General features: G+C 38.3%; 15 protein-coding genes. 8 read left to right on the forward strand and 7 right to left on the reverse strand.

Annotated features, from left to right (window positions below; genetic code table 11):
• Positions 1–10: 10 nt before the first annotated feature.
• From ACH3PA_RS14305 to smpB, 4 genes are all read right to left on the reverse strand, one after another.
• Positions 11–1,552, reverse strand: coding sequence for an amidase (locus ACH3PA_RS14305; RefSeq protein ID WP_416448261.1), 1,542 nt, complete (start codon positions 1,550–1,552; stop codon positions 11–13).
• Between the two features lie 11 nt (positions 1,553–1,563).
• Complete coding sequence (locus ACH3PA_RS14310; RefSeq protein WP_416443003.1) at positions 1,564–1,863, reverse strand: hypothetical protein; 300 nt, start codon at positions 1,861–1,863, stop codon at positions 1,564–1,566.
• 160 nt (positions 1,864–2,023) lie between these two features.
• Positions 2,024–4,486: a DUF5686 and carboxypeptidase regulatory-like domain-containing protein gene (locus ACH3PA_RS14315; RefSeq protein WP_416443001.1), complete on the reverse strand. Its 2,463-nt coding sequence runs from the start codon at positions 4,484–4,486 to the stop codon at positions 2,024–2,026.
• A gap of 213 nt (positions 4,487–4,699) precedes the next feature.
• Positions 4,700–5,161 carry an SsrA-binding protein SmpB gene (gene smpB, locus ACH3PA_RS14320; protein ID WP_416442999.1) on the reverse strand — a complete coding sequence of 154 codons (462 nt, stop codon included), beginning with the start codon at positions 5,159–5,161 and terminating at the stop codon, positions 4,700–4,702.
• 75 nt (positions 5,162–5,236) lie between these two features.
• Here smpB and ACH3PA_RS14325 point away from each other — a divergent pair, with 75 nt between their 5' ends.
• Both ACH3PA_RS14325 and ACH3PA_RS14330 read left to right on the forward strand, forming a co-directional pair.
• The gene (locus ACH3PA_RS14325; RefSeq protein ID WP_416442997.1) at positions 5,237–6,097 is read left to right on the forward strand and encodes a CPBP family intramembrane glutamic endopeptidase; all 861 of its coding nucleotides are present in this window, start codon (positions 5,237–5,239) and stop codon (positions 6,095–6,097) included.
• Positions 6,094–6,864: a DUF6503 family protein gene (locus tag ACH3PA_RS14330; RefSeq protein WP_416442995.1), complete on the forward strand. Its 771-nt coding sequence runs from the start codon at positions 6,094–6,096 to the stop codon at positions 6,862–6,864. The genes ACH3PA_RS14325 and ACH3PA_RS14330 overlap by 4 nt, the downstream gene beginning before the upstream one ends.
• On the opposite strand, the gene ACH3PA_RS14335 is transcribed toward ACH3PA_RS14330, so the two are convergent.
• Positions 6,836–7,387, reverse strand: a complete 552-nt coding sequence (locus ACH3PA_RS14335; protein WP_416442993.1) for a SixA phosphatase family protein — start codon at positions 7,385–7,387, stop codon at positions 6,836–6,838. The two genes, ACH3PA_RS14330 and ACH3PA_RS14335, sit on opposite strands and share 29 nt — an antisense overlap.
• Positions 7,388–7,519: 132 nt before the next feature.
• Between ACH3PA_RS14335 and ACH3PA_RS14340 the strand changes: the two genes are divergently transcribed.
• The 6 genes from ACH3PA_RS14340 to ACH3PA_RS14365 all read left to right on the forward strand — a co-directional run bounded on the left by ACH3PA_RS14340 (position 7,520) and on the right by ACH3PA_RS14365 (position 16,352).
• Positions 7,520–7,705: a CsbD family protein gene (locus ACH3PA_RS14340; RefSeq protein WP_416442991.1), complete on the forward strand. Its 186-nt coding sequence runs from the start codon at positions 7,520–7,522 to the stop codon at positions 7,703–7,705.
• Between the two features lie 130 nt (positions 7,706–7,835).
• The gene (pabB, locus tag ACH3PA_RS14345; RefSeq protein WP_416442989.1) at positions 7,836–9,125 is read left to right on the forward strand and encodes an aminodeoxychorismate synthase component I; all 1,290 of its coding nucleotides are present in this window, start codon (positions 7,836–7,838) and stop codon (positions 9,123–9,125) included.
• 225 nt (positions 9,126–9,350) lie between these two features.
• Positions 9,351–10,664 (forward strand): tRNA lysidine(34) synthetase TilS, encoded by a 1,314-nt coding sequence (gene tilS / locus ACH3PA_RS14350; RefSeq protein ID WP_416442987.1) that lies wholly within the window; start codon positions 9,351–9,353, stop codon positions 10,662–10,664.
• Positions 10,657–12,672 (forward strand): protein-disulfide reductase DsbD family protein, encoded by a 2,016-nt coding sequence (locus ACH3PA_RS14355; RefSeq protein ID WP_416442985.1) that lies wholly within the window; start codon positions 10,657–10,659, stop codon positions 12,670–12,672. Before tilS ends, ACH3PA_RS14355 begins: the two co-directional genes overlap by 8 nt.
• A 1-nt stretch (position 12,673) precedes the next feature.
• Positions 12,674–14,521 carry a CocE/NonD family hydrolase gene (locus ACH3PA_RS14360; RefSeq protein ID WP_416442983.1) on the forward strand — a complete coding sequence of 616 codons (1,848 nt, stop codon included), beginning with the start codon at positions 12,674–12,676 and terminating at the stop codon, positions 14,519–14,521.
• A gap of 10 nt (positions 14,522–14,531) precedes the next feature.
• Positions 14,532–16,352: a DUF885 domain-containing protein gene (locus ACH3PA_RS14365; protein ID WP_416442981.1), complete on the forward strand. Its 1,821-nt coding sequence runs from the start codon at positions 14,532–14,534 to the stop codon at positions 16,350–16,352.
• Positions 16,353–16,690: 338 nt separating this feature from the next.
• Here ACH3PA_RS14365 and ACH3PA_RS14370 read toward each other — a convergent pair whose 3' ends face one another.
• The gene (locus ACH3PA_RS14370; RefSeq protein WP_416442979.1) at positions 16,691–19,537 is read right to left on the reverse strand and encodes an alpha-amylase family glycosyl hydrolase; all 2,847 of its coding nucleotides are present in this window, start codon (positions 19,535–19,537) and stop codon (positions 16,691–16,693) included.
• Between the two features lie 78 nt (positions 19,538–19,615).
• On the reverse strand, positions 19,616–21,010 hold the full coding sequence (locus ACH3PA_RS14375) for a SusE domain-containing protein (RefSeq protein WP_416442977.1): 1,395 nt from the start codon (positions 21,008–21,010) through the stop codon (positions 19,616–19,618).
• Between the last annotated feature and the right edge of the window lie 9 nt (positions 21,011–21,019).

Below are 21,019 nucleotides of genomic sequence, written 5' to 3' on the forward strand. Positions count from 1 at the left end.
AGTTACTTTCCTATTCTATTACCGGCGGCTTTCTGTGATCCGTCCCTTGCTCATAAGCGTATGTAAGTTTAATAAGAGTTGGCTCGCTGAACATTCTGCCTAAAAACTGAATTCCTGCAGGCAAATTATCACCAGAGAAACCCATAGGAACAGTAAAAGCCGGCTGACCGGTATGTGGCGCGATTATCTGACTATTATCACCTTTATACTCTTCCTGAAAATTGGCGATATGAGCCGGTTTGTTGCGCCAGGTAGGATACACCAAAGCGTCAAGTTGAAGCGAGTCCATTACTTTTTCTATAGCTTCGCGAAAGGCAATGCGGCGCTCATCATGATAAGCATCGAGACAAGGCGTTTCAGGATGACCATATCTCCCTTCTTCGCTTTCTGCGGAAGAAGTAAGCCGTTGACGGGCAAAGTCTGAATTTGTACCAATTCGTATTACATCTTTAATTGTTTTGATCGTATCGTTTTTCACATACGTGGAAAGAAAATTCTCAAGATCAGTTTTAAAAGCAGAACACCATTGATCTTGTCGCAGTTCGTCAAAATCTGGAATCACCACATTTGGAATAATTTCAGCGCCCAACGAATCAATATCTTTCATTGCTTTGTTGAATAAAGTCACTATTTCAGGATCTGTATCGTCGCCAAAAAGATGGCTTAAAACACCGATTTTCGCTCCTTTTAGTCCGTTTTTTTGTAAGAATTGGGTATAATTTTCCGGTATATTTCCATCTGAATGCGCAGTAATAGAGTCTGTAGGATCATAACCGGCCATAACTTCTAGCACTTTTGTAGCGTCTGTAACTGTTCTTCCCATTGGGCCAACAACGTCATTGCGCAAATAAAGCGGAACTATCGCGCTTCGGCTTATCAAGCCCAAAGTTGTTCTAAAACCTACCAGATCGCAGTGCGAAGAAGGGCCACGTATAGAATTACCCGTATCTGTACCCAGACCTATCACGGCAAAATTGGCTGCAACTCCAGCAGCTGTTCCTCCACTTGATCCTGCGGGTACATAATCAAGGTTGTACGGATTATGCGTTGTTCCCGCCGTCGAACTTTCGGTATGCATAGGGCTGAAAGCCCATTCTGCCATGTTAGTTTTTGCCAGAATTATGGCACCGGCATCTTTTAACTTTTTAATGATAAAAGCGTCCTTTTCCGGAATGTAATCTTGTAACGCTAAAGAACCAGCCGTTGTGGGCAATCCTTGCACATTTATATTGTCTTTAACCAGAATGGGAATTCCCTGTAACGGTTTTAGATTCCCTGTCTCTTTAAATAAGGAGTCACTTTGTTTTGCGAGTTTAATCGCTTTAGGGTTAATGGCAGTGATGGCATTTGTAAACGTATCGAGTTCTTTTATTCTGTTGAGATATGCGTTTACGAGATCTTCGGCAGTGAATTCACCGCTTTTATAAGCCTCGTGAATTTTTGCAATGGTGAGTTCTTCTACATTTATTTCCATGTCAACCGACTCACTTTTACAACTTGTAATTAAGAGTAGGGTTAAAATCGTGAAAATTGCAGAGTATAGTTTTTTCATATCGTATAATTTTAGCAGCCGCACTCCCCATAAATTGATCTTGTCACCATAGCGCCAGTACTGTCTGTTATAGTAACAGTTCCTTCTTTATGCCATAATTCTGTATCGAGTTGCACAGAATCGGTTATTTCAAACTTCACTTCATAACCTTCTGTGTCATCGCCCAATTCTATGACTTTATTATCTACTGAAATATAAGCCGGGTTGCTTTCATAACTATCTACATAGATGAATTGCTGCGCTTTAAAATCGGTTTCATTTTCCGCAAAATAGCAGCTGCAACCCATAAAATCGGGTGGAAAGCCATCCATTTTTGTCAGATTTATGGTTTTGTCCTCGGTGCAGGAAAAGCAAACAATTGCAATAATCAGAATAAGAAGAGAGGGTTTAGTAGTTTTCATCTAAGCAAGAAGTAATGGTTGGTTTTTTAAAACAGAAATTTAAAAATTCTTTCTCAATGATGCAGCAGAACTAAAAACTAATTCCAAACATAAAACCGCCGTCACTGCTTCCATTATAAAAAGAGCGTACATAATCAACCCTAAGAAATCTGAATTTCCCAAAACCAAGATTATCTATTCCCACAGAAAGTTCAGAATAAGGTTTGTTATTTACAGTGCTTAAAAAATGCGCGCCACCTATCAGGTTAAAATTAAGTGCGCGCAAAGCGGGAATTTTGCCCAGAATAAAACCTTTAAAATTATGCTGAATGTGCCCTTCAAAATAGCTTTTATTGGTGCTAAAGTCATAGTAAGGCAGCAAATTAAACCGCTGTAAATAATCGCTATTAAGATTCACATGCGTCTGGTTGCCGCTAAAGTGTTTATAATCTACAAAGCTTATATTATCGCCGTGCGTAAAAGTTCCGCCTTTTAGGCTGTAGGAGAAACTTCCTTTGTTTGCCACATCAATTTGCTGTGTTAATCCTGCACCAAAACGGGTGAAATTATAATCACCATTTGATGCTGCAAAACCTTGCTCTACTGCAAGCGAAAGCATGGGATATTTTGACTCACCAATATTGAATTTCCCATCAGGGTAACTCATGTATTTCTGGTCAAAAGTGATATTCGCGACAAGATCGAGTTTCCCCAGATCGTGATTATCGATAGCGGTAGTATTGAAATCAGCCGGAGCCAGCGGATTATTAGAAGAGTACGCTATCTCATCTTTCGGAAAAACCGTTTGATCTGTAGTATTAAAAAGTCCCTGTCGCTTTTCATAACCGGCACGCGCAAATAATAGGATTCCATTAGAAACTTCTTCGCTGTAAGCTGCCCGCGCAAAAGTAAGGTCATATGCTTTTAGATAATTCCGTTCCCAAAAAAGCGTAGCCAGACTGTTTACCAATGGAGAAATAGGCTCTGTAGCATTAAATTGTTCTACTTTTTGTCCGCCGGCCAGACTCAGCGTGCTTCGGTTTGAGCGGTTAAATCTTTTTGTGATTCCGCTGGTGAATCGCAGTCGGTCATCATCTAGGCCATAGTTCGCTTTCGCGAAAGCGTAAAAACTACTTTTATAATCTTCTTCCCAACTGGAATACGAAATGCCGGCGCTGCTGTTAAATCCCTGAATGGTGTTAAAACTTGTTTGATCCAGCGGCCCATCGTAACTCAAGCGCCAGCGCTCGTACGTATTTGTATAAGAATAACCCATTATGGGATCTAAAAAACCGACTTTATTGTGCCTATTATCGACCGAATCAAAGTATTTTTTAGACTTGCGCACGATCTGTAAACTGTCTTTTAGCACATAATCTTTTCGCTCTTCAAGCGTGAGCGGGATTGGCCTTATCTTTTGCCAGTATAAGCTGTCTTTTTTATTGGCATTTTCAACAAAACTGAGCACTTCATTACTGAAATCTTTCTCATCAAATCGCGGACTAAAATCGTAATTGCTGTACACGGCAGAAAACCTCCCGTCGCCCTGAAAACTGAAAAGTTTGAACTTAAAATCGATGGTCTGCACTTTTTTAACCCAGAGATTTTCCTCCTCATTTAGCTGAAAAGTGTGCTTTATAAGCAGGTTTTCTATAAACGGAACCTGTATCGCAGCGCCGGTTGTATTGAGTTCTACACCGTATAATTGCCAGTCATCTTCTACCACATAAACGTAGCCGTTAAAGACACGATCGTTTGCGCGCCTGGGTGTGACCTTGATTTTATTTATCAATTTACTGCCTTCGTAAAAAGAACCTTCCAACTTGTAGCGGTAATAATTAAAAGCGTTGTTTGCGATAGGGGAGACGAGCTGCGTATTTATCTCGAGCGTGTTATCGTAAAACGAAAAATTAGCTTCACGGGCGCTATTAAAACTAAAACCATTATCGTCGCCGCTCACTTTGCTGGCGGTTATCTTTTCTTTAAAATCATCTGGAGCGCGGTAGGCGATTTTAGAAATAGTCTCGCTTAAATAAATAATCCCGCTGCGGGTAGAATCAAGACCGGGGCCAATATCTGTTATTTCCTGACCCAGTATTTTTTCTGGGAGATCTTTTACGCGATAAGTTCCGCGAGAGTAGAAATCTGCGGTGTAGGCTTTTCGCTTTTCAAGAATGCTTGCCTTGCTTTCTATCACTTTACGAATGATGCGATCTGCGGGATTTTCATTAGAATTTACCATTACTTCATCAAGCGAAGTAATTTCTTCTTCAAGCTCGACATTTAATGTAAAAGGAAATTCATCAACCGCAACATCTACATTTTTGGTCTTAAAACCCAGAAACTGAAAAACCACCGTATAATTTCCGGTTTTATCTATGTTTAAACGATAATTTCCAGTGTCGTTAGAGGTCGTACCTTTGCGAGAATTCTGAATGTAAATATTCACATACGACAAAGGTTCGCCTGTTGTAGAAGTAATTTCACCCGTAATCTGCGCCTGATTTTGAAAACTTAAGAGCAGGATGAAAATGAAAAGTAGTTTTTTGATCATGTTGCTAAATTTACAAGTAAAGACTTGAGCAACATTATAAAAGTTGCAGCCAAACCCTCTAAAGGGTTAATTTCCCCTCCCAATATTTATCGATGCCTCAAAATGAATAATGAATTTCCGACTCGTACATCTCGAGCTTGCGCCGAGGTTCTTGAATTATCGGTAAAATAAGGAGGAAAATCGGGTTAAAAGAAGTCGATTTTTAGCTAAAATCTAATTGTTGAATGCCTTTTTTATTCGGCTTAGATTACGCTTGCTGTCTCGATCTTTGATGGTTTCCCGCTTGTCGTATAATTTTTTTCCTTTCGCCAGAGCGATCTCCAGTTTTGCCAGTCCGCGATCATTAAGAAACATTTTTAGCGGCACAATTGTCAGTCCGCTATTCTTTACTTCTTTCTCAAGTTTGTTAAGTTCGCGACGGTTGAGCAACAATTTACGCGCACTTTTAGGATCATGATTAAAATAAGTCGCGTGAGAATATTCCTGAATGGTCATATTTATAATGAACAGCTCATTATTATTAAATTCACAAAAACTCTCTGCGATAGAGGCTTTACCTTCTCTAATAGACTTTATTTCTGTACCGGCAAGTTTGATGCCTGTGACATATTTATCGAGTATCTCGTATTCAAAGCGCGCACGCTTGTTCTTTATATTTATCGTGTTCTGATTCATAGGTTATACAAAAATACTATTTTTCGCTCACCTTAAGCAGAAAGTTAAAAAAGCAGCTTTCAAAATTTTAGATTTATGAAAACCAAACACCGCGGGTGGATTTACATTTTACTTTTAATTATTCCTTATATTTTAATTATAGCCATTTTTCAGCTGATAGGTTATGGTCTGGCGGGATATGAGTTTGGCGACTCTGCTGATAAAGAGAATGTTTTTAGAGAAGTTTATGGCTCTTATTTAACACTGGCCGCCACGTTACTTACTTTGTGGCTTTTTATGCGGTATGTAGACAGGCTTCCTTTTGTAGAACTAGGTTTTCAAATAAAAGACAGATTAAAAGAATTCTTCGTTGGCGTGCTAGGCGGCGGCGTAATTATGATCATAGGTTTCCTGATCCTGATCGCATTTAATGAGATAAATTTTACCAATTTTTTCTATGACGGAATTCAATTACTGCTGTCTGTCTTACTTTTTGTAAGTGTGGCGGTGCTAGAAGAAGTGCTGTTGCGGGGTTATATTCTGCGTAATTTAATGATCAGTTTTAATAAATATGTGGCGCTTGTAATCTCTTCATTGCTATTTGCGTCAATGCATCTGGCAAATCCCAATATGGATCTGTTTAGTTTTATTGATCTTTTTCTGGCGGGAATCCTTTTAGGAATTTCGTACATCTACACTAAGAATTTGTGGTTTCCCATTGGTTTACATCTGGGTTGGAATTTCTTTCAGTCGTTGCTTGGTTTTAATGTGAGCGGGCAGGATTTTTACTCGCTTGTAGAATTTAAGATCGCAGAAGCCAATACATTTAATGGTGGCGCTTTTGGTTTTGAAGGTTCTATTCTTTCTATAATTGCAGAAATACTGTTTATTTTTACGATCTGGTATTATTATTTTAAAAAACAGCCGACAAATACTTTAGAAAAAACAGCTCAATGATATTTAAAAAAGTAACCTTTCCCTTCCTTTTTATAGTAGCAATCGTAGTAAGCTTTACTTCCTGTAATTCAAATACTGAACAGAGCGAAGCTGTAAAAATCATTACAACAACTATACAAAAATCTGGTGGTGATATTGTAGACAATGCTAAAGTAACATTTCGCTTTAGAGATAAATATTATAGAGCCGTGAGACAGGAGGGAAGTTATCAACTTATGAGCTGTACAGATCCAGATTGCAGCAGCATTAAGGATGTGGTCACAAATGATGGTTTTACGCGTTTTGAACAGAGCAAAACTATTAAGCTTCCTGATTCTCTAAGTACAAGTTACGCAGGTTCTGTGAACTCTGTTCACTATTTTGCTATGTTGCCTTATGGTCTGGATTCACCATCTGTGCATAAAGAACTTCTGGGTGAATCTTCTATTAAAGGAAAGGATTACTACGAGATCAAGGTGACTTTTGATGAGCAGGGCGGCGGTGAAGATTTTCAGGATGAATATATGTACTGGATCAATAAAACCGACTTTACCGTAGATTATCTTGCTTATAATTATCAGGTTAATGAAGGTGGTACACGCTTTCGCGAAGCTTATAATACACGAGTTATAAACGGTGTGCGGTTTGTAGATTATAACAATTTTAAACCGGAAGAACAGTGCCCACCTCTTAAAGATCTTGACTCTTTATTTGAGGAAGGTAAACTAGAACTGCTCTCTAAGATTGAACTTAAAGATATTACTGTTTCTTCTTGTCCCAATTGTTAAGATTCTTCAGTTCTGCTCGCGCACGACCATTTTTAATAGACACAACGTATAGATTTCCATAAACAGATTCGTCTATTTCTTTATAGCGCTCTTTGCCTATAAGTTTATTAGTGAGATAAGTAATTGTATTGCTATGACCCACGATCAATACGTTTTTACCGGCGGTCTCGTCAAGAAATTTTTCGCTGTAAAGCGAAGAAGGATTGTAATACGTAATTTCTAATCCGTTTTTTTCTGCGGTAGGTTTTGCAGTGCTGCGCGTACGGTTAAAATCTGTGCTGTAAACTGCATCAAAATCAACATTTTTTAAATGCTCTGCCCAGAATTGGGCTCTGGCCTCACCTTGCTCAGTAAGTGCGGGATCATTACCGGCAGAAGCTGTCGTGTCTTTATCTGCATGTCTTATTATATAATAAGTCGTGGTGCTTTTATCATTAGCAGTAAAATGTGCCTCGTCTTTTTTTACACCCGGCTTACAGGCAAAAAGAAGAATAGTAGACATGAGCAGGATCACTTTTTCCATAATAATATTTTAAAGTAGGCAATTTTAAGCAAAATTAACGCTGCCGCGAAAAACATTGGCATTTCTTTGGGGCATATTGAAAATTGTTTCTGGTAATTTAGAGTATTATAATTAACAATAAAAAATCAAATTATGAACAATCAGGAAATAGAAGGAAAGTGGAAACAAGTAAAAGGTAAATTCAAACAAAAGTATGGTAAGGTCACAGATGACGATTCTACTTTTGCTGAAGGTAAATTTGACGAAATGTTAGGCCGTCTTGAAGAAAAAACCGGCAAAACAAAATCAGAACTTCGTTCTGAAATTGAAAAAATGTAATTAGCATAATATAATTTTATTTTCAAAACGTTTGATAAAAACCTCTTTTGGAAATTGAGAAACCGTTTTATCTATATGATAGAACGGTTTCTTTATTTTAATACCTTAAATATGGTAATTTTGCCGCCTTATGCGCAGCATTCAAAATTTTACGATTGAAAATATCGATGCGATCAAGCTTCAGCTTTTGCTCTGGGCGCAGCAGTTTAATGAAGTTTGCCTACTAGATTCAAACAATTCTTTAGATAAATACAGCAGTTTTACATTTCTTCTCGGCGTTGATGCAAAAAGTTCGTTGCATGCCACTTCAAAAGACAATTTTGACGCTCTTGCGCAATATAGATCTCAAACTGAAGATTTTATTTTGGGCTTTTTGGGTTACGATCTTAAGAATGAATTAGAAGATTTGCAGTCTAATAATCATGACGAACTCGATTTTCCTGATCTCTTTTTCTTTCAGCCTAAAAAGTTGTTTCTTATTCACGAGAATATTCTCAGTTTTCACTATTTGCCTGAAGTTGCTCATGAAATTAAAACCGATTGGCAATCGATAAAATCGACTAAAACAGCGCAAAAATCGGATAAAAAAGCTGAAAATCTCAAAGTAAAACTGCGTATTCATAAAGATGATTATCACGCTCGGGTTACAAAAATGCTTGATCATATTCATCGCGGTGATATTTATGAAGCCAATTTTTGCCAGGAATTTTATGCAAATGGTAAAATAAATCCAGTGGCTACTTTTAGGCACTTAAATGCCATTTCTTTGGCACCTTTTGCCAGTTTTTTCAAGTTCGACGACAATTATTTGCTATGCTCATCTCCAGAACGTTATTTAAAAAAGGTGGGTGATAAAATTATAAGTCAGCCCATAAAGGGAACAGCTCCCAGAAGTGAAAATAAAGAAGAAGATTCCGCTTTCGCGAAAGCATTAGAAGCAGACCCCAAAGAGCGCACCGAAAATATCATGATAACAGACCTGGTGCGCAACGATTTGTCAAGAACGGCCTTAAAAGGAAGCGTGCAGGTTGAAGAATTATGCGGGGTTTATTCATTTAAACAGGTGCATCAAATGATTAGCACCATAACATCGCAAGTACCGGAAAATATTGATCCTGTCGAAATACTAGAAACCACTTTCCCCATGGGCAGTATGACCGGTGCGCCTAAACTTTCAGCGATGCAAATTATAGAAGAACTGGAAGTCTCAAAACGCGGATTATACAGCGGTTCTGTGGGATATTTTACGCCACAGGGCGATTTTGACTTTAATGTGGTAATTCGCAGTATTTTGTACAACGCGCAGAAGAACTACATTTCTTTTTCAGTAGGTAGCGCAATCACCGCACAATCAATACCGGAAAAGGAATATGAAGAATGTTTGCTGAAAGCGAAAGCTATGCGTGAGGTTTTGGAGTAGATTATCGTTAGGTCGCATCAAGAAGTCTGAACAGCAAGTGCGATGCTGAAATGAATTCAGCATGACGATGTCTTTGGCGCAATATTTTTTTACTTCGACAGGCTCAGTATGACATAGGATTTCATATTTGTATTTTCGTTTAACTTCCCACTTCCCACTTCCCACCTTCAACATATTTCATTTCCCACTTCCTAAATCTTTTTTCTCTTGTATCTTTGAGCAACAATGAAAGAAGCCTTTAAAAATCACATAGAGCAGCGATTTCCGTTTTTGCAACAATCTAAATTTTTAGTTGCCGTAAGTGGTGGTCGCGACAGTGTAGCATTGGTTTATTTGCTGCATGAACTGCGGCTTAATTTCGCTATTGCCCATTGTAACTTTAACCTGCGTGCTGCAGAAAGCGACGGTGATGCCGTGTTTGTAGAAGAGCTGGGTGAGAAATTTGACATCGAAGTTTTCACCCAGCGCTTTGATACCGAAGGTTTTGCTGCAGCAGAAGGCATTTCTGTACAAATGGCAGCGCGCGAATTGCGGTACGCCTGGTTTGAAGAGCTTAGCAGTTCGCTTAATTACGATTATGTTCTAACGGCTCACCATGCTCAGGACGATCTGGAAACCTTTTTGATCAATATAAACAGAGCTTCCGGGCTTGATGGCTTAACCGGAATTCCGGTACAAATTAATCGGATTTTAAGGCCATTTTTACCGTTTTCGCGAAAGCAAATCGATCAATTTATTTCAGAAAATAACATAGAATGGCGGGAAGACAGCAGCAATTTTTCAGATAAATATTTGCGTAATCATATTCGGCATCATGTGATTCCGCCACTTGAAGAAGGTGCTCCGCAGTTTTTAGAGCAATTTGCCAAAACTCAAAAGCACCTGCAGGAAAGTGCTACTTTACTTCAGGATTATACAGCGCTTTTATATTCAAAAATAGTAACTGAAACTTTTAAAGGTTACCAACTTAATATTTCGGCTTTAAAAGAAGTGCCAAACACAAAAGCGGTGCTTTATCAATTGCTCAAGGATTTTGATTTTACGGCTTGGGATGATATTTATGAGTTGTTAAATGCGCAGTCTGGCAAATACATTTCGTCAGGAAGTTACCGGTTGATTAAAGACCGTGACTTTTTACTGCTTACAGAAGAAAAAGGAGGAACCATAAATACCTTTAAGCTTGATGAGAACGTTAATCATTTTGAGATAGAAAATATAAACCTCTCAATCGAGGTGGTTGATTCGATTTTGAACGTTGAAAATACGACAGCGATTTTTGATAAAGAAATGTTAAAATACCCGCTTATCTTAAGAAAATGGCAGGAAGCCGACTATTTTTATCCTTTTGGGATGCGCGGGAAAAAGAAGGTGAGCAAATTTTTTAAAGATGAAAAATTCTCAACCTTAGATAAAGAAAATACCTGGTTACTTTGCAGCGGCAAAGATATAATTTGGGTGGTAGGTCATCGTACAGATGAGCGTTATAAAGTGAAACCGGGCGCCCAAAATTTGCTAAAATTTACAGCAACTTATGTTTAAACAATTTCTTCTTGCATTTCTTCTTATTGGGAGTTATGCCATACACGCACAATCATTTACACAAAAAGGGAAGATCTACGACCCGGTAGAATGGGAGGGAAGTGTAGAGAAAATTTCAGATACCGAATACAATCTTATTTTTAGTGCCGAAATAGAAAAAGACTGGCATATTTATTCTCAATTTACTCCAGATGGTGGTCCGTTGCCATTTGAATTAGAATTTCTGGGTCAGCCTGATATTTACAATCTTGACGGCCCCACAAAAGAAAGTGAGACGATAACAGAGTTTAGCGATGTTTTTAATGTTGACGAAATTTTCTTTTCAGAAAAGGCCATTCTAACCCAAAAAATCGCCTTAAAAGACCCAAAAACCTCTTTTGTAAAGGCACAAATCTCGTATCAGGTTTGTAAAGATGTCTGTATAAATCAGGAATTTTATGTTGTTTTTGACCTTAAAAGTGAAAAAGCAACGATTTATAAGGATTATTCTGAATTTGAAGCTTATGGCGCCGAAGACAAAACTAATTCGGTCAAAGTAGCAGCGATTCCTTCTCCTGAAAAAGTGAATGAAAAGCATGAAAAACGCGGATTATTAACGCTTTTTCTGGTTTCATTTTTAGCCGGACTTACAGCATTATTAACGCCATGCGTTTTCCCAATGATTCCCATGACGGTGAGTTATTTTACAAAACGCAGCACAGATAAAATAAAAGGAAAGCGCAACGCCATTCTTTACGCGATTTTTATCGTGGTGATTTATGTTTTACTGGGTACGATTGTCACCGCAATCTTTGGGGCAGATGCGCTTAATGCCCTGGCTACAAATGTCTGGTTTAACCTAATTTTCTTTGCGCTTCTTATAGTTTTTGCCAGCTCATTTTTTGGTGCTTTTGAGATCATGTTGCCTAATTCCTGGGCAAATGTGGTAGATAAACAGGCAGACCGCGGCGGTATTGTAGGCATCTTTTTTATGGCGCTTGCTCTGGCAATTGTTTCTTTTAGTTGTACAGGACCTATTGTAGGGACTTTGCTGGTTGAAGCTGCATCAAAAGGAGGTATCGCGCCCATTATTGGTATGCTGGGATTTTCGTCGGCAATTGCGATTCCTTTTGGGCTTTTTGCTCTTTTCCCGGGTTGGATGAATTCGCTGCCCCGTTCTGGCGGGTGGCTTAATTCGGTTAAGGTGGTGCTTGGCTTTTTGGAACTGGCTTTGGCTTTTAAATTTCTTTCAAATGCAGATCTTGTTTTGCAGGCGCATTGGCTGGAACGTGAAGTATTTATTGCCATCTGGATCGCTGTTTTTGGCGTTTTAGCGCTTTATTTATTTGGGAAGATCAAACTTCCTCATGATTCTGATCTAAAACACATTTCGGTGGGTCGTTTAGTTTTTGGCCTAATCGTTCTCACATTTACGATCTATTTAATCCCCGGGCTTTGGGGAGCACCTCTAAAACTTATTAGTGGTTTCCCGCCGCCTATGAATTATAGCGAGGCTCCTTATGGCGTAGGCTACACAAAAACTTTAGGTGGAATTGCTTCAGATGATGATTTTCCTGAACATGCAGAATTAGGTGCTCATGACATTGTCGCTTTTACAGATTACGATGCAGGTTTAGCTTTCGCGAAAGCTAATAAAAAACCGGTTTTACTCGATTTTACAGGTTATGCGTGCGTTAATTGCCGTAAAATGGAAGAGCGAGTTTGGGGAGAACCGCAGGTTTTAGGCAAACTTAAAAATGATGTAGTCTTGATTTCGCTGTATGTTGATGCGCAGGAAGACTTGCCGGAAACTGACCAATATACCAGCAAAACCACCGGAAAACGTATAAAAACCATAGGTAATAAATGGAGTGATTTCCAGATAAAAAATTACGGTGCAAACGCCCAGCCTTATTATGTGCTGCTCGATCTTGATGAAAAACCCCTTCTCGACCCAATAGGATATACTCCAGATGTTGACACGTATGCCGCCTGGCTTGATGAAGGAATAACCAAATTTAAAAACTGATATGAAAAATTACTTGAAACTTCTGGTCTTGTTTGCCATTGTTTGCTGCTTTAACGTACAGGCACAGGATCTTGAATTTGTCAAATCTCATTATGACAAACAAGAGGTTAAGATCAAAATGCGTGACGGGATTTTGCTGCACACCACGATCTATTCTCCTAAAGATAAATCTAAGAAGTACCCAATCCTGATGATGCGTACTCCTTATAGTTGTCAGCCTTATGGCGAAAATGTCTATAAAAATCGCATTGGGCCTAATAAATATCTGGTAGAAGAAGGTAATATTTTTGTGCAGCAGGATGTGCGCGGCCGGTGGAATAGCGAGGGAACGTATGATAATATGCGCCCTTATATTCCTAATAAAAAAGGTAAACAAACTGATGAAGCGAGTGATACTTATGACACTATAGATTGGCTGGTAAAAAATGTAGATAACAACAATGGTAATGTGGGTATCTGGGGAATTTCATATCCCGGTTTTTACGCGACTTATGCATTGTTAAGTGAGCATCCCGCGTTAAAAGCGGTTTCGCCACAAGCTTGCATTTCTGATTTCTTTTTTGACGATTTTCACCACAACGGGGCGTTTTTAGAAAGTTACTGGAGAGCGATTTCTTTGTTTGGTTATATGAAAGATGAGCCTGTAAAAGAAGCGTGGTACAAATTTCCTGATTTGCCTAGCGAAGATCAATATCAGTTTTTTCTTGATGAAGGGCCTTTGACAAATCTTGACAAATATTACAAAGAAGACAATATTTTCTGGCAACAGTTTAAAGATCATCCTAATTATGATGAGTTCTGGCAAAGCCGCGGAATCATTCAGTATTTAAAAGATATTAAACCAGCGGTTATGATCGTAGGCGGACTTTTTGATGCTGAGGATTTATATGGCCCGTTTAATACGTATGAGAAAATTGAAGAAACCAGTAAAAATTATAATACCATAGTTTACGGCCCCTGGAGTCACGGTGACTGGGCACGCGATAATGAAAGGCAAGCGATAGGAAATGTTTATTTTGGCGATAATATCTCACGTGATTTTCAGCAAAATGTAGAAACAAAATTCTTCAATCACTTCTTAAAAGAAGGTGGTAAAGGAGAAAGCGGTTTGCCCGAAGCCATGATGTATGACACCGGTAAACGCGAGTGGGAAACGTTTACACAATGGCCACCAAAAGCTGTTACTCAAAAGACTTTCTATTTAGGAGAAGATCAGGAATTAGCAACCGCAGCAGAACCTGATTTTGAGAACACCTTCATCAGCGATCCACAAAAACCGGTACCCTATTCTGAAGATATCAAGATGGTGTTTACTCCGCGCAAGTACATGACAGACGATCAGCGATTTGCAGCGCGTCGCCCTGATGTTTTGGTTTACGAAACAGAAGTTCTTGATGAAGATATGACGCTAAGCGGCGATATTATGGCAAAACTACAGGTTGCAACAACCGGTACAGATGCAGACTGGGTGGTGAAAGTTATAGATGTTTATCCACCAGATGCGCCAGATTATGAAGAGACGCAGAAGTATCTTAAAATGGGTAATTACTTCATGATGGTGCGCAGTGAAGTTATGAGAGGTCGCTTTCGCGAAAGCTTTACAGATCCCAAACCTTTTGAGCCCAATACAAAAACTCCGGTTACTATAAAATTGCAGGATGTAAATCACACCTTTTTAAAAGGTCATAAAATGCAAATACAGGTACAAAGCACATGGTTTCCGTTGATTGATCGAAATCCACAGACATTTGTGCCTAATATCTACAAAGCAAAAGCTGAAGATTTTAAAAAACAAACACATACCATTTATGGAGATTCTGCAATAGAATTTTCTGTACTTAAACCCTAAATATTGGCCTATGCAGAAGTCTGTAAAAATCTATTTTCTTGCTTGTTGTACCGCTTTTTTAGGATGCCAGGAAGAGGAAAAAAAGAACTATTCTGAGCAGGAAATCGCCGCACAGAGCGAAAAACTGAACTCTTGGCTTGACGCGCAGTTTGAAGAAGAAGTAGCAGATTCGCCGCAATTTCAGACTTCGCTGGGTAGAAAAACTAATTACGATAAGTGGGATGATATTTCGTCAGAAAAATTGGCAGAAGATCTTGATCGCAATAAAGAGCGTCTTGAATATCTAACGACGACTTTTGATACGGTTGCTCTAGACAGCTCTGCGCAGTTGAGTTATAAGATCTACAAGCTGAATCTGGATAATGCAATTGAAGATTATGAGTACCGTTTTTATAATTATCCGGTAAATCAAATGTTTGGGTTGCATACAACGGTGCCTACGTTTTTGATGAACAAACATCGTATAGACAGTCTTGAAGATGCTGAAGCGTATATTATGCGCATTAAGCGTGTAAAACCGCTTTTTGAAGAATTGCGTAACCAGTTAACCATTCGCGAAAGCAACCAGATCGTACCGCCTAAGTTTGTTTTAAACAGAGTTCTGGAAGATTGCCAGAATGTTATAAAAGGTCAGCCTTTTGATGATTCCAGCGAAAAAATGCCTGTTTTAGCCGATTTTGAGGCAAAAATAGCCGATTTAGATATTGACAAGGCTAAAAAATCTGAGCTGCTAACCGAAGTAAAAAGTGCACTCAAAGATAGTTTGCAGCCGGCTTACGAAGAATTGATAGGTTTTCTTGAAAATCAGGCGCGAAGGGCAACTTCTGACGATGGCGCGTGGAAATTTCCGCATGGTGAAGATTATTATAACAATGCGCTAAAACGCGTTACTACTACAGATATGACCGCTGAAGAAATTCACCAGCTGGGACTTTCTGAAGTAGATCGTATACACGCAGAGATGGAAGCCATCATGAAAAAAACAGGTTTTAAAGGAAGCCTGCAGGATTTCTTTGAGTTTATGCGCAGCGATCCACAATTTTATTATGAAGATTCAGCCGAAGGAAGAGCGGCGTATTTGGCGAAAGCTACATCTATCATTAATACTATGAAAGGACGTCTTGACGAACTCTTTCTGGTTAAACCCGAAGCAGATATTGTTGTAAAGCGTGTAGAACCGTTTAGAGAAAAAAGTGCAGGTAAGGCATTTTATAATTCGCCGGCTGCAGACGGTTCACGCCCCGGAATTTATTACGCCAATTTATATGACATAAAAGCAATGCCTAAATATCAAATGGAAGCTTTGGCTTATCACGAAGGTATTCCCGGGCATCATATGCAAATCGCAATCGCACAGGAATTGAAAGACATTCCTGAGTTTAGAAAATATGGTCATTTCACGGCTTATACTGAGGGTTGGGGTTTGTATTGTGAATATATTCCGAAAGAAATGGGATTTTATGAAGACCCGTATTCAGATTTTGGTCGCCTGGCTATGGAATTGTGGCGAGCTTGCAGACTGGTTGTTGATACAGGTATACATGAGAAAAAGTGGACCAGAGAGGAAGGAATCACTTATTATCGTGAGAATACACCCAATGCAGAAAGTGATTGCGTGAAAATGGTAGAGCGGCATATAGTAATGCCTGGGCAGGCCACAGCTTATAAAGTAGGAATGAATAAAATTCTCGAGCTTCGCGAAAAAGCGAAAAAGTCATTAGGTGATAAGTTTGATATTAAGCAATTTCATGAAGTTGTTCTAACGCAGGGTGCAGTACCACTTTCTGTTCTTGAAGAACAAGTAGATGCTTATATAGCGAGTAAAAATTAAAAAAGACTCATAAAATGAAAAACCTGTGAATTTTATTCACAGGTTTTTTTATGGCTAATATTCAATTCTTCTAAAAAAGGTTAATTCCGCAAAACTTGCCTCAGAGTTTTATTACTATAATCAGGATCCTCTTAAAATAGAAAAACACCCCGCTCACGCGGGATGCCTTTCACCCCTAAATCATTAATTTCTCTAAAATTTAGTTACCCCTAAAAACTAAACTTTAAAAGCCTTTAAACTTTTAGTTTATCAGCGTTATAAAAGTATAGTAATAGGGAAGATCAGAAAAGGGGGTTTTTCCCTTTTTTTATAATTATATGTTAATTTATTGAGGTGTTTTATTCGACAAGCAGTTTTAAATACTCGATTTTTTCAGAATTTATGATTTTGAGCAGATATAGACCCTTTTTTAGAAAGTCTATATTGAACTGGTTTTTACCTCCTTTTTCGGCGTCAACTTCATGTATTAATTTGCCTGACAGATCATATATATCCAGATGATCTACAGCTTTATTTAGGTTTAAAAAACCAGAAGCAGGATTAGGGTATAGTTTTAAAGCCGCACGACTGGGAAACTCAGGTGTGGTTATATCTAATTTACTTTGCTCATTGGCGTACACTTTAAATTCGCCAGGCTGTAGATTAATAAAAGATGTGGTGCTGCTTACTTCAATATTAGAATTGTCTATTAGATCAAACCATGTTCCCGTTTCCTGAAACTGCGGATTTATATTTTGCGTAACAATTCCAAAGTTACCAATTACAGTTACATATTTAATTTCTGTGCCTGTAGCTTCTGCATTTGTGAGATGTATTGTTTTTAGGCCATTAGTACCAGCAGCAGAAATAGAAAAGTCTGCGGTTTTAAATATGGGTTCCTTTTGTTTATAAGCTATTAGTTTGCTCCAGGTATCATAAACTGCCTTACGCTGTGGGTTATCTAAGTAGTCCCAACCATCAGGCTTAATACTCAGTTTGCATTGATCGCTGCCATAAGGAGTAGGAAGGGAGCCATCTTCACAGGTAAATATGCTCACATCATAACCTAACTCACCAAACTGCCAGATCATTTTAGGACCGGGGACAGTAAAGAAAAAAGCACCTGCAGCCTGCATTCTGGCTAGAGCTGTGTTTTCAGTTTTTACATTATAGTTAGAATTAGAGTTCCCAAAAGCCAGATTTTTATACATTAATCGTTCTTCATCATGACTTTCCATGTAGCCCATTGCTTTAGGCGTATTAAATCCCTTTTCTTTATATGAAATACCGTTAATGTTAGAATTGCTATATCCCATTGTGGCTTCATTATAGGTTTCTGTCTGTTTATCCCATAACATGATTCCCTTACCTTCTGTCGCGCGATATGAAGCCCATTCTTGTTCTTCTGTTGCGCTACCCCCATTGCCTAAATGTTCAAAAATAATGTAGAAATCGTCATCTGCCGCCCACTGCATATCTGCATATTCTTTCAGAACTGCCACACGATCTGCATTATAAGCATTGGTACAACTTTCGCTTCCTAAGCAATTTTGAGTAAAACCTTTAGTAAGGTCCCAGCGAAAGCCATCAATTTTAAATTCATTTATCCAATATGTACTGCTTCTTTCTACATAAGATTTTGTTGCAGCAGATTGATGGTTGAAGTCATTAAAGACACTATAAGAATGAGTTGCAGATTGATTGAAGAAGGGGCTGTCTGCACTTGGGCTTCCTGCGGTACCACCATTATCTGTATTGTAAAGTCTGTAGTATGGATTTTGTCCTGTTGCATGGTTATAGACAACATCCATAATTACGGCAATTCCGCGTGCATGACAAGAATCTATTAACCTTTTAAAATCATTACGCGTACCGTAAAACTTATCTAATGCCATATGAAACGACGGATTGTAGCCCCAACTGTTGTTGCCGTCAAATTCCTGAACCGGCATAAGCTCAATAGTATTTATGCCTAAATCTTGCAAATAATCAAGCCTGTCTATTACATCCTGATAATTATGGTCATCGTCAAAATCTCTTATTAATATTTCATATACAACCAGGTCTTCTTTATAAGGTGGTGTAAAACTGGTGGTTTGCCAGTCATATTCTGTTTCGGTTAAAGAGACCCATGAAACTGCTTGTGAAGTTTTACCTATGGGGTACGCAGGAATATATGTGTATGAAGAAGACTCAATATATTGGTCGTTATACTCATCTAGTATTAATGTAGAGTAGGGGTCTGCAATGTTGATGGTGTATTCTACCACATACTGATACTCGAGATCAGTTACAGGATTTTGGCTTAGATCAACCGTTATCCAAAATCTATCTGTTGCAGAATCTTTCTTCAATAAGTAAGTGTTGTCTATAGACCAGTCATTATTATTAAAGTTACCTATAAGATGAACAAATTCTTTATCTGGAGCGTATAAAACAAATGTCGCTTCATTAGGATTTGAAGAATCGTAATTAAAACCATCTTTCATATTGCCCGGAACGGGTTCTTCTATTGAAGTTGGGTTAACGAAAGCACTAAAAGTATAAGTAACCGTATTAGCGGTACCTGGTTCGGTAATATTTAATTGAAAATCTGTATTCTCTGTTATGCTGTAATTATAATTGTAAGTAGTTATGGAGTTCTGCGTATTGACGCTGTTTCCGTTTGCTATAAGTTGAAAATTTGCCGGAATGCTACTTGTGGCAGCTACTGCGAAAACATCGCCAGATGCAACTATATTTTCATTTTGAACCGGAGCATCAAGGGTCACCTGAAATGTGCCTACTTCTTTTGTAATATCCTGCGATTTTTTATCTCCCGTACCATCTTTGGCTTTAATAAGAAAGCCTATTTTCCCAATGTCCTCACGATTAAAGAACTCCTTAGGAACAATTGAAATGCTGTAAGAATCCATCGTGCTGTTATAAGTTAGCTTGTTTAATTCGTTAGAACTTGTCCATGATCCATTAGAAGGACAATCCTGAATATTTTCATCTTTAAGATTAAATGACCACGCCCACAAGTATAGTGTATGGTTTGTAATACCCCATGTTGATTCATTTATACTATTACCTGAAAAAGATATGGTAATCTCATCACCTTCATTAAATGAGGATGGTGTGATCTCATAGGTCACCGTTTGTTGTTGTGCTTTCGCGAAAAGCGAACACAGGAATAGCACAGTAAAAAGTAATGTTTTTTTCATATTCTTTATTTAACCAAAAAGGAGCTGTATTTCTACAGCTCCTTTCCTATTTTAATATAAAGTAAGCTGTTCTATAAATTATTTGGCAATCATAGAATAAGTGGGAGCTGCTGCATCTGTAAAATCGAGCATGATATCAAATGTACCAGCAGTTGTGATTATGTCATCACCATTAGCGTCAAGAACATTGTTTGCACCAGTATCACCATAATTTACAGCCCAATCTTCGTTAATTCTAAACTTTACAGCACCATCAAGCAGCGTCACGTTTTGAGCCATCCAGATGCTTTCATGTATTTCTGTGAAAAGAAAATCAGGACCTGCATTTCCCCAGTCGTTATACCCAGACCCAACAATGCCATATAGTTCTGCCGGTTCTATTGTATAACTGTTATTAGCCAGATCTAAGGTTATAGCGTTATAACCGGGTGTTGTGATTATATTATCACCGCCGTTATCAAGAGTACCATCTACGCCAGTGTCACCGTAATTAAGACCCCAGTCATTATTTAGTCTGAACTTCATTTCGCCCTCCATCAATTTTACACCACCTTTAAATGTATTAGTAGTATAATCATAGTATAGTCTGGCATCGGGACCATCATTTCCCCAATCATTGAATGCAGAGCCTACAATACCCCATGAATAATTTTCTAAAGTGTAGGTATTATCGTTAAAATTGAGAGTGATTTTATAATCGCCAGCGGTAACTACAATATTATCACCTGTATCATCTAAAGTTCCATCAGCGCCGGTGTCACCATAATTTACAGCCCAATCGTTATTTTCTCTAAACTTAATTTCGCCATCCTTTAAATTAGCATAAGCTACAAATACATTTTCTTCATTTGTTGTGTAGAAAGGCAGATCAGGACCAGCATTACCCCAGTCATTTGCTGCAGAGCCAATGATTCCCCAGTTAGAAATACTAATGCCAGAACCACCGGTTAACTCATCTTCTACTAAAGAAATATTTAAAGAAACAGCGTCAGATAATGAACTCTCACCATTAGTAGCTTCAGGCGTGCCTACAAAAGCTTTTACTCTAAAATAGACAACACCCATATTATTAGGTTCACCAGCATCATTAGTTGTTGTAGGATCTGTATCTAATTCTAATAAAGTAGCAAGACCCATTAATGTACTTACTTTAATGGCTATATTATTTTCAGTCAATGTTCCCGAACTATAATCGATAGTTTCAAATTCTGGTGTAACAGACCCTTCAACCTCATAATTTATTATCGTAGGAGCTCCAAAATCGGGTTCATTCCACACAAATCGTTCTGCAGTATTGCCAGATACGGTACTTGACAGTAAATATTCATCTGAAAAAGAATTAGTAAAATTTACAGAATCTACAGGCGCTTGTGCCGTAAAAACAAGGTAGTCTTCTTTCTCACAACTCATAAAACCTGCGGCGAGAATAGTAAACAGAATGAAAAGAGGAAGTTTATTTAGTATTGTTTTCATAATATATAA

Origin of the sequence: Leeuwenhoekiella sp. A2 (genome assembly GCF_047946655.1) — a bacterium.
Taxonomy (GTDB): Bacteria; Bacteroidota; Bacteroidia; order Flavobacteriales; family Flavobacteriaceae; genus Leeuwenhoekiella.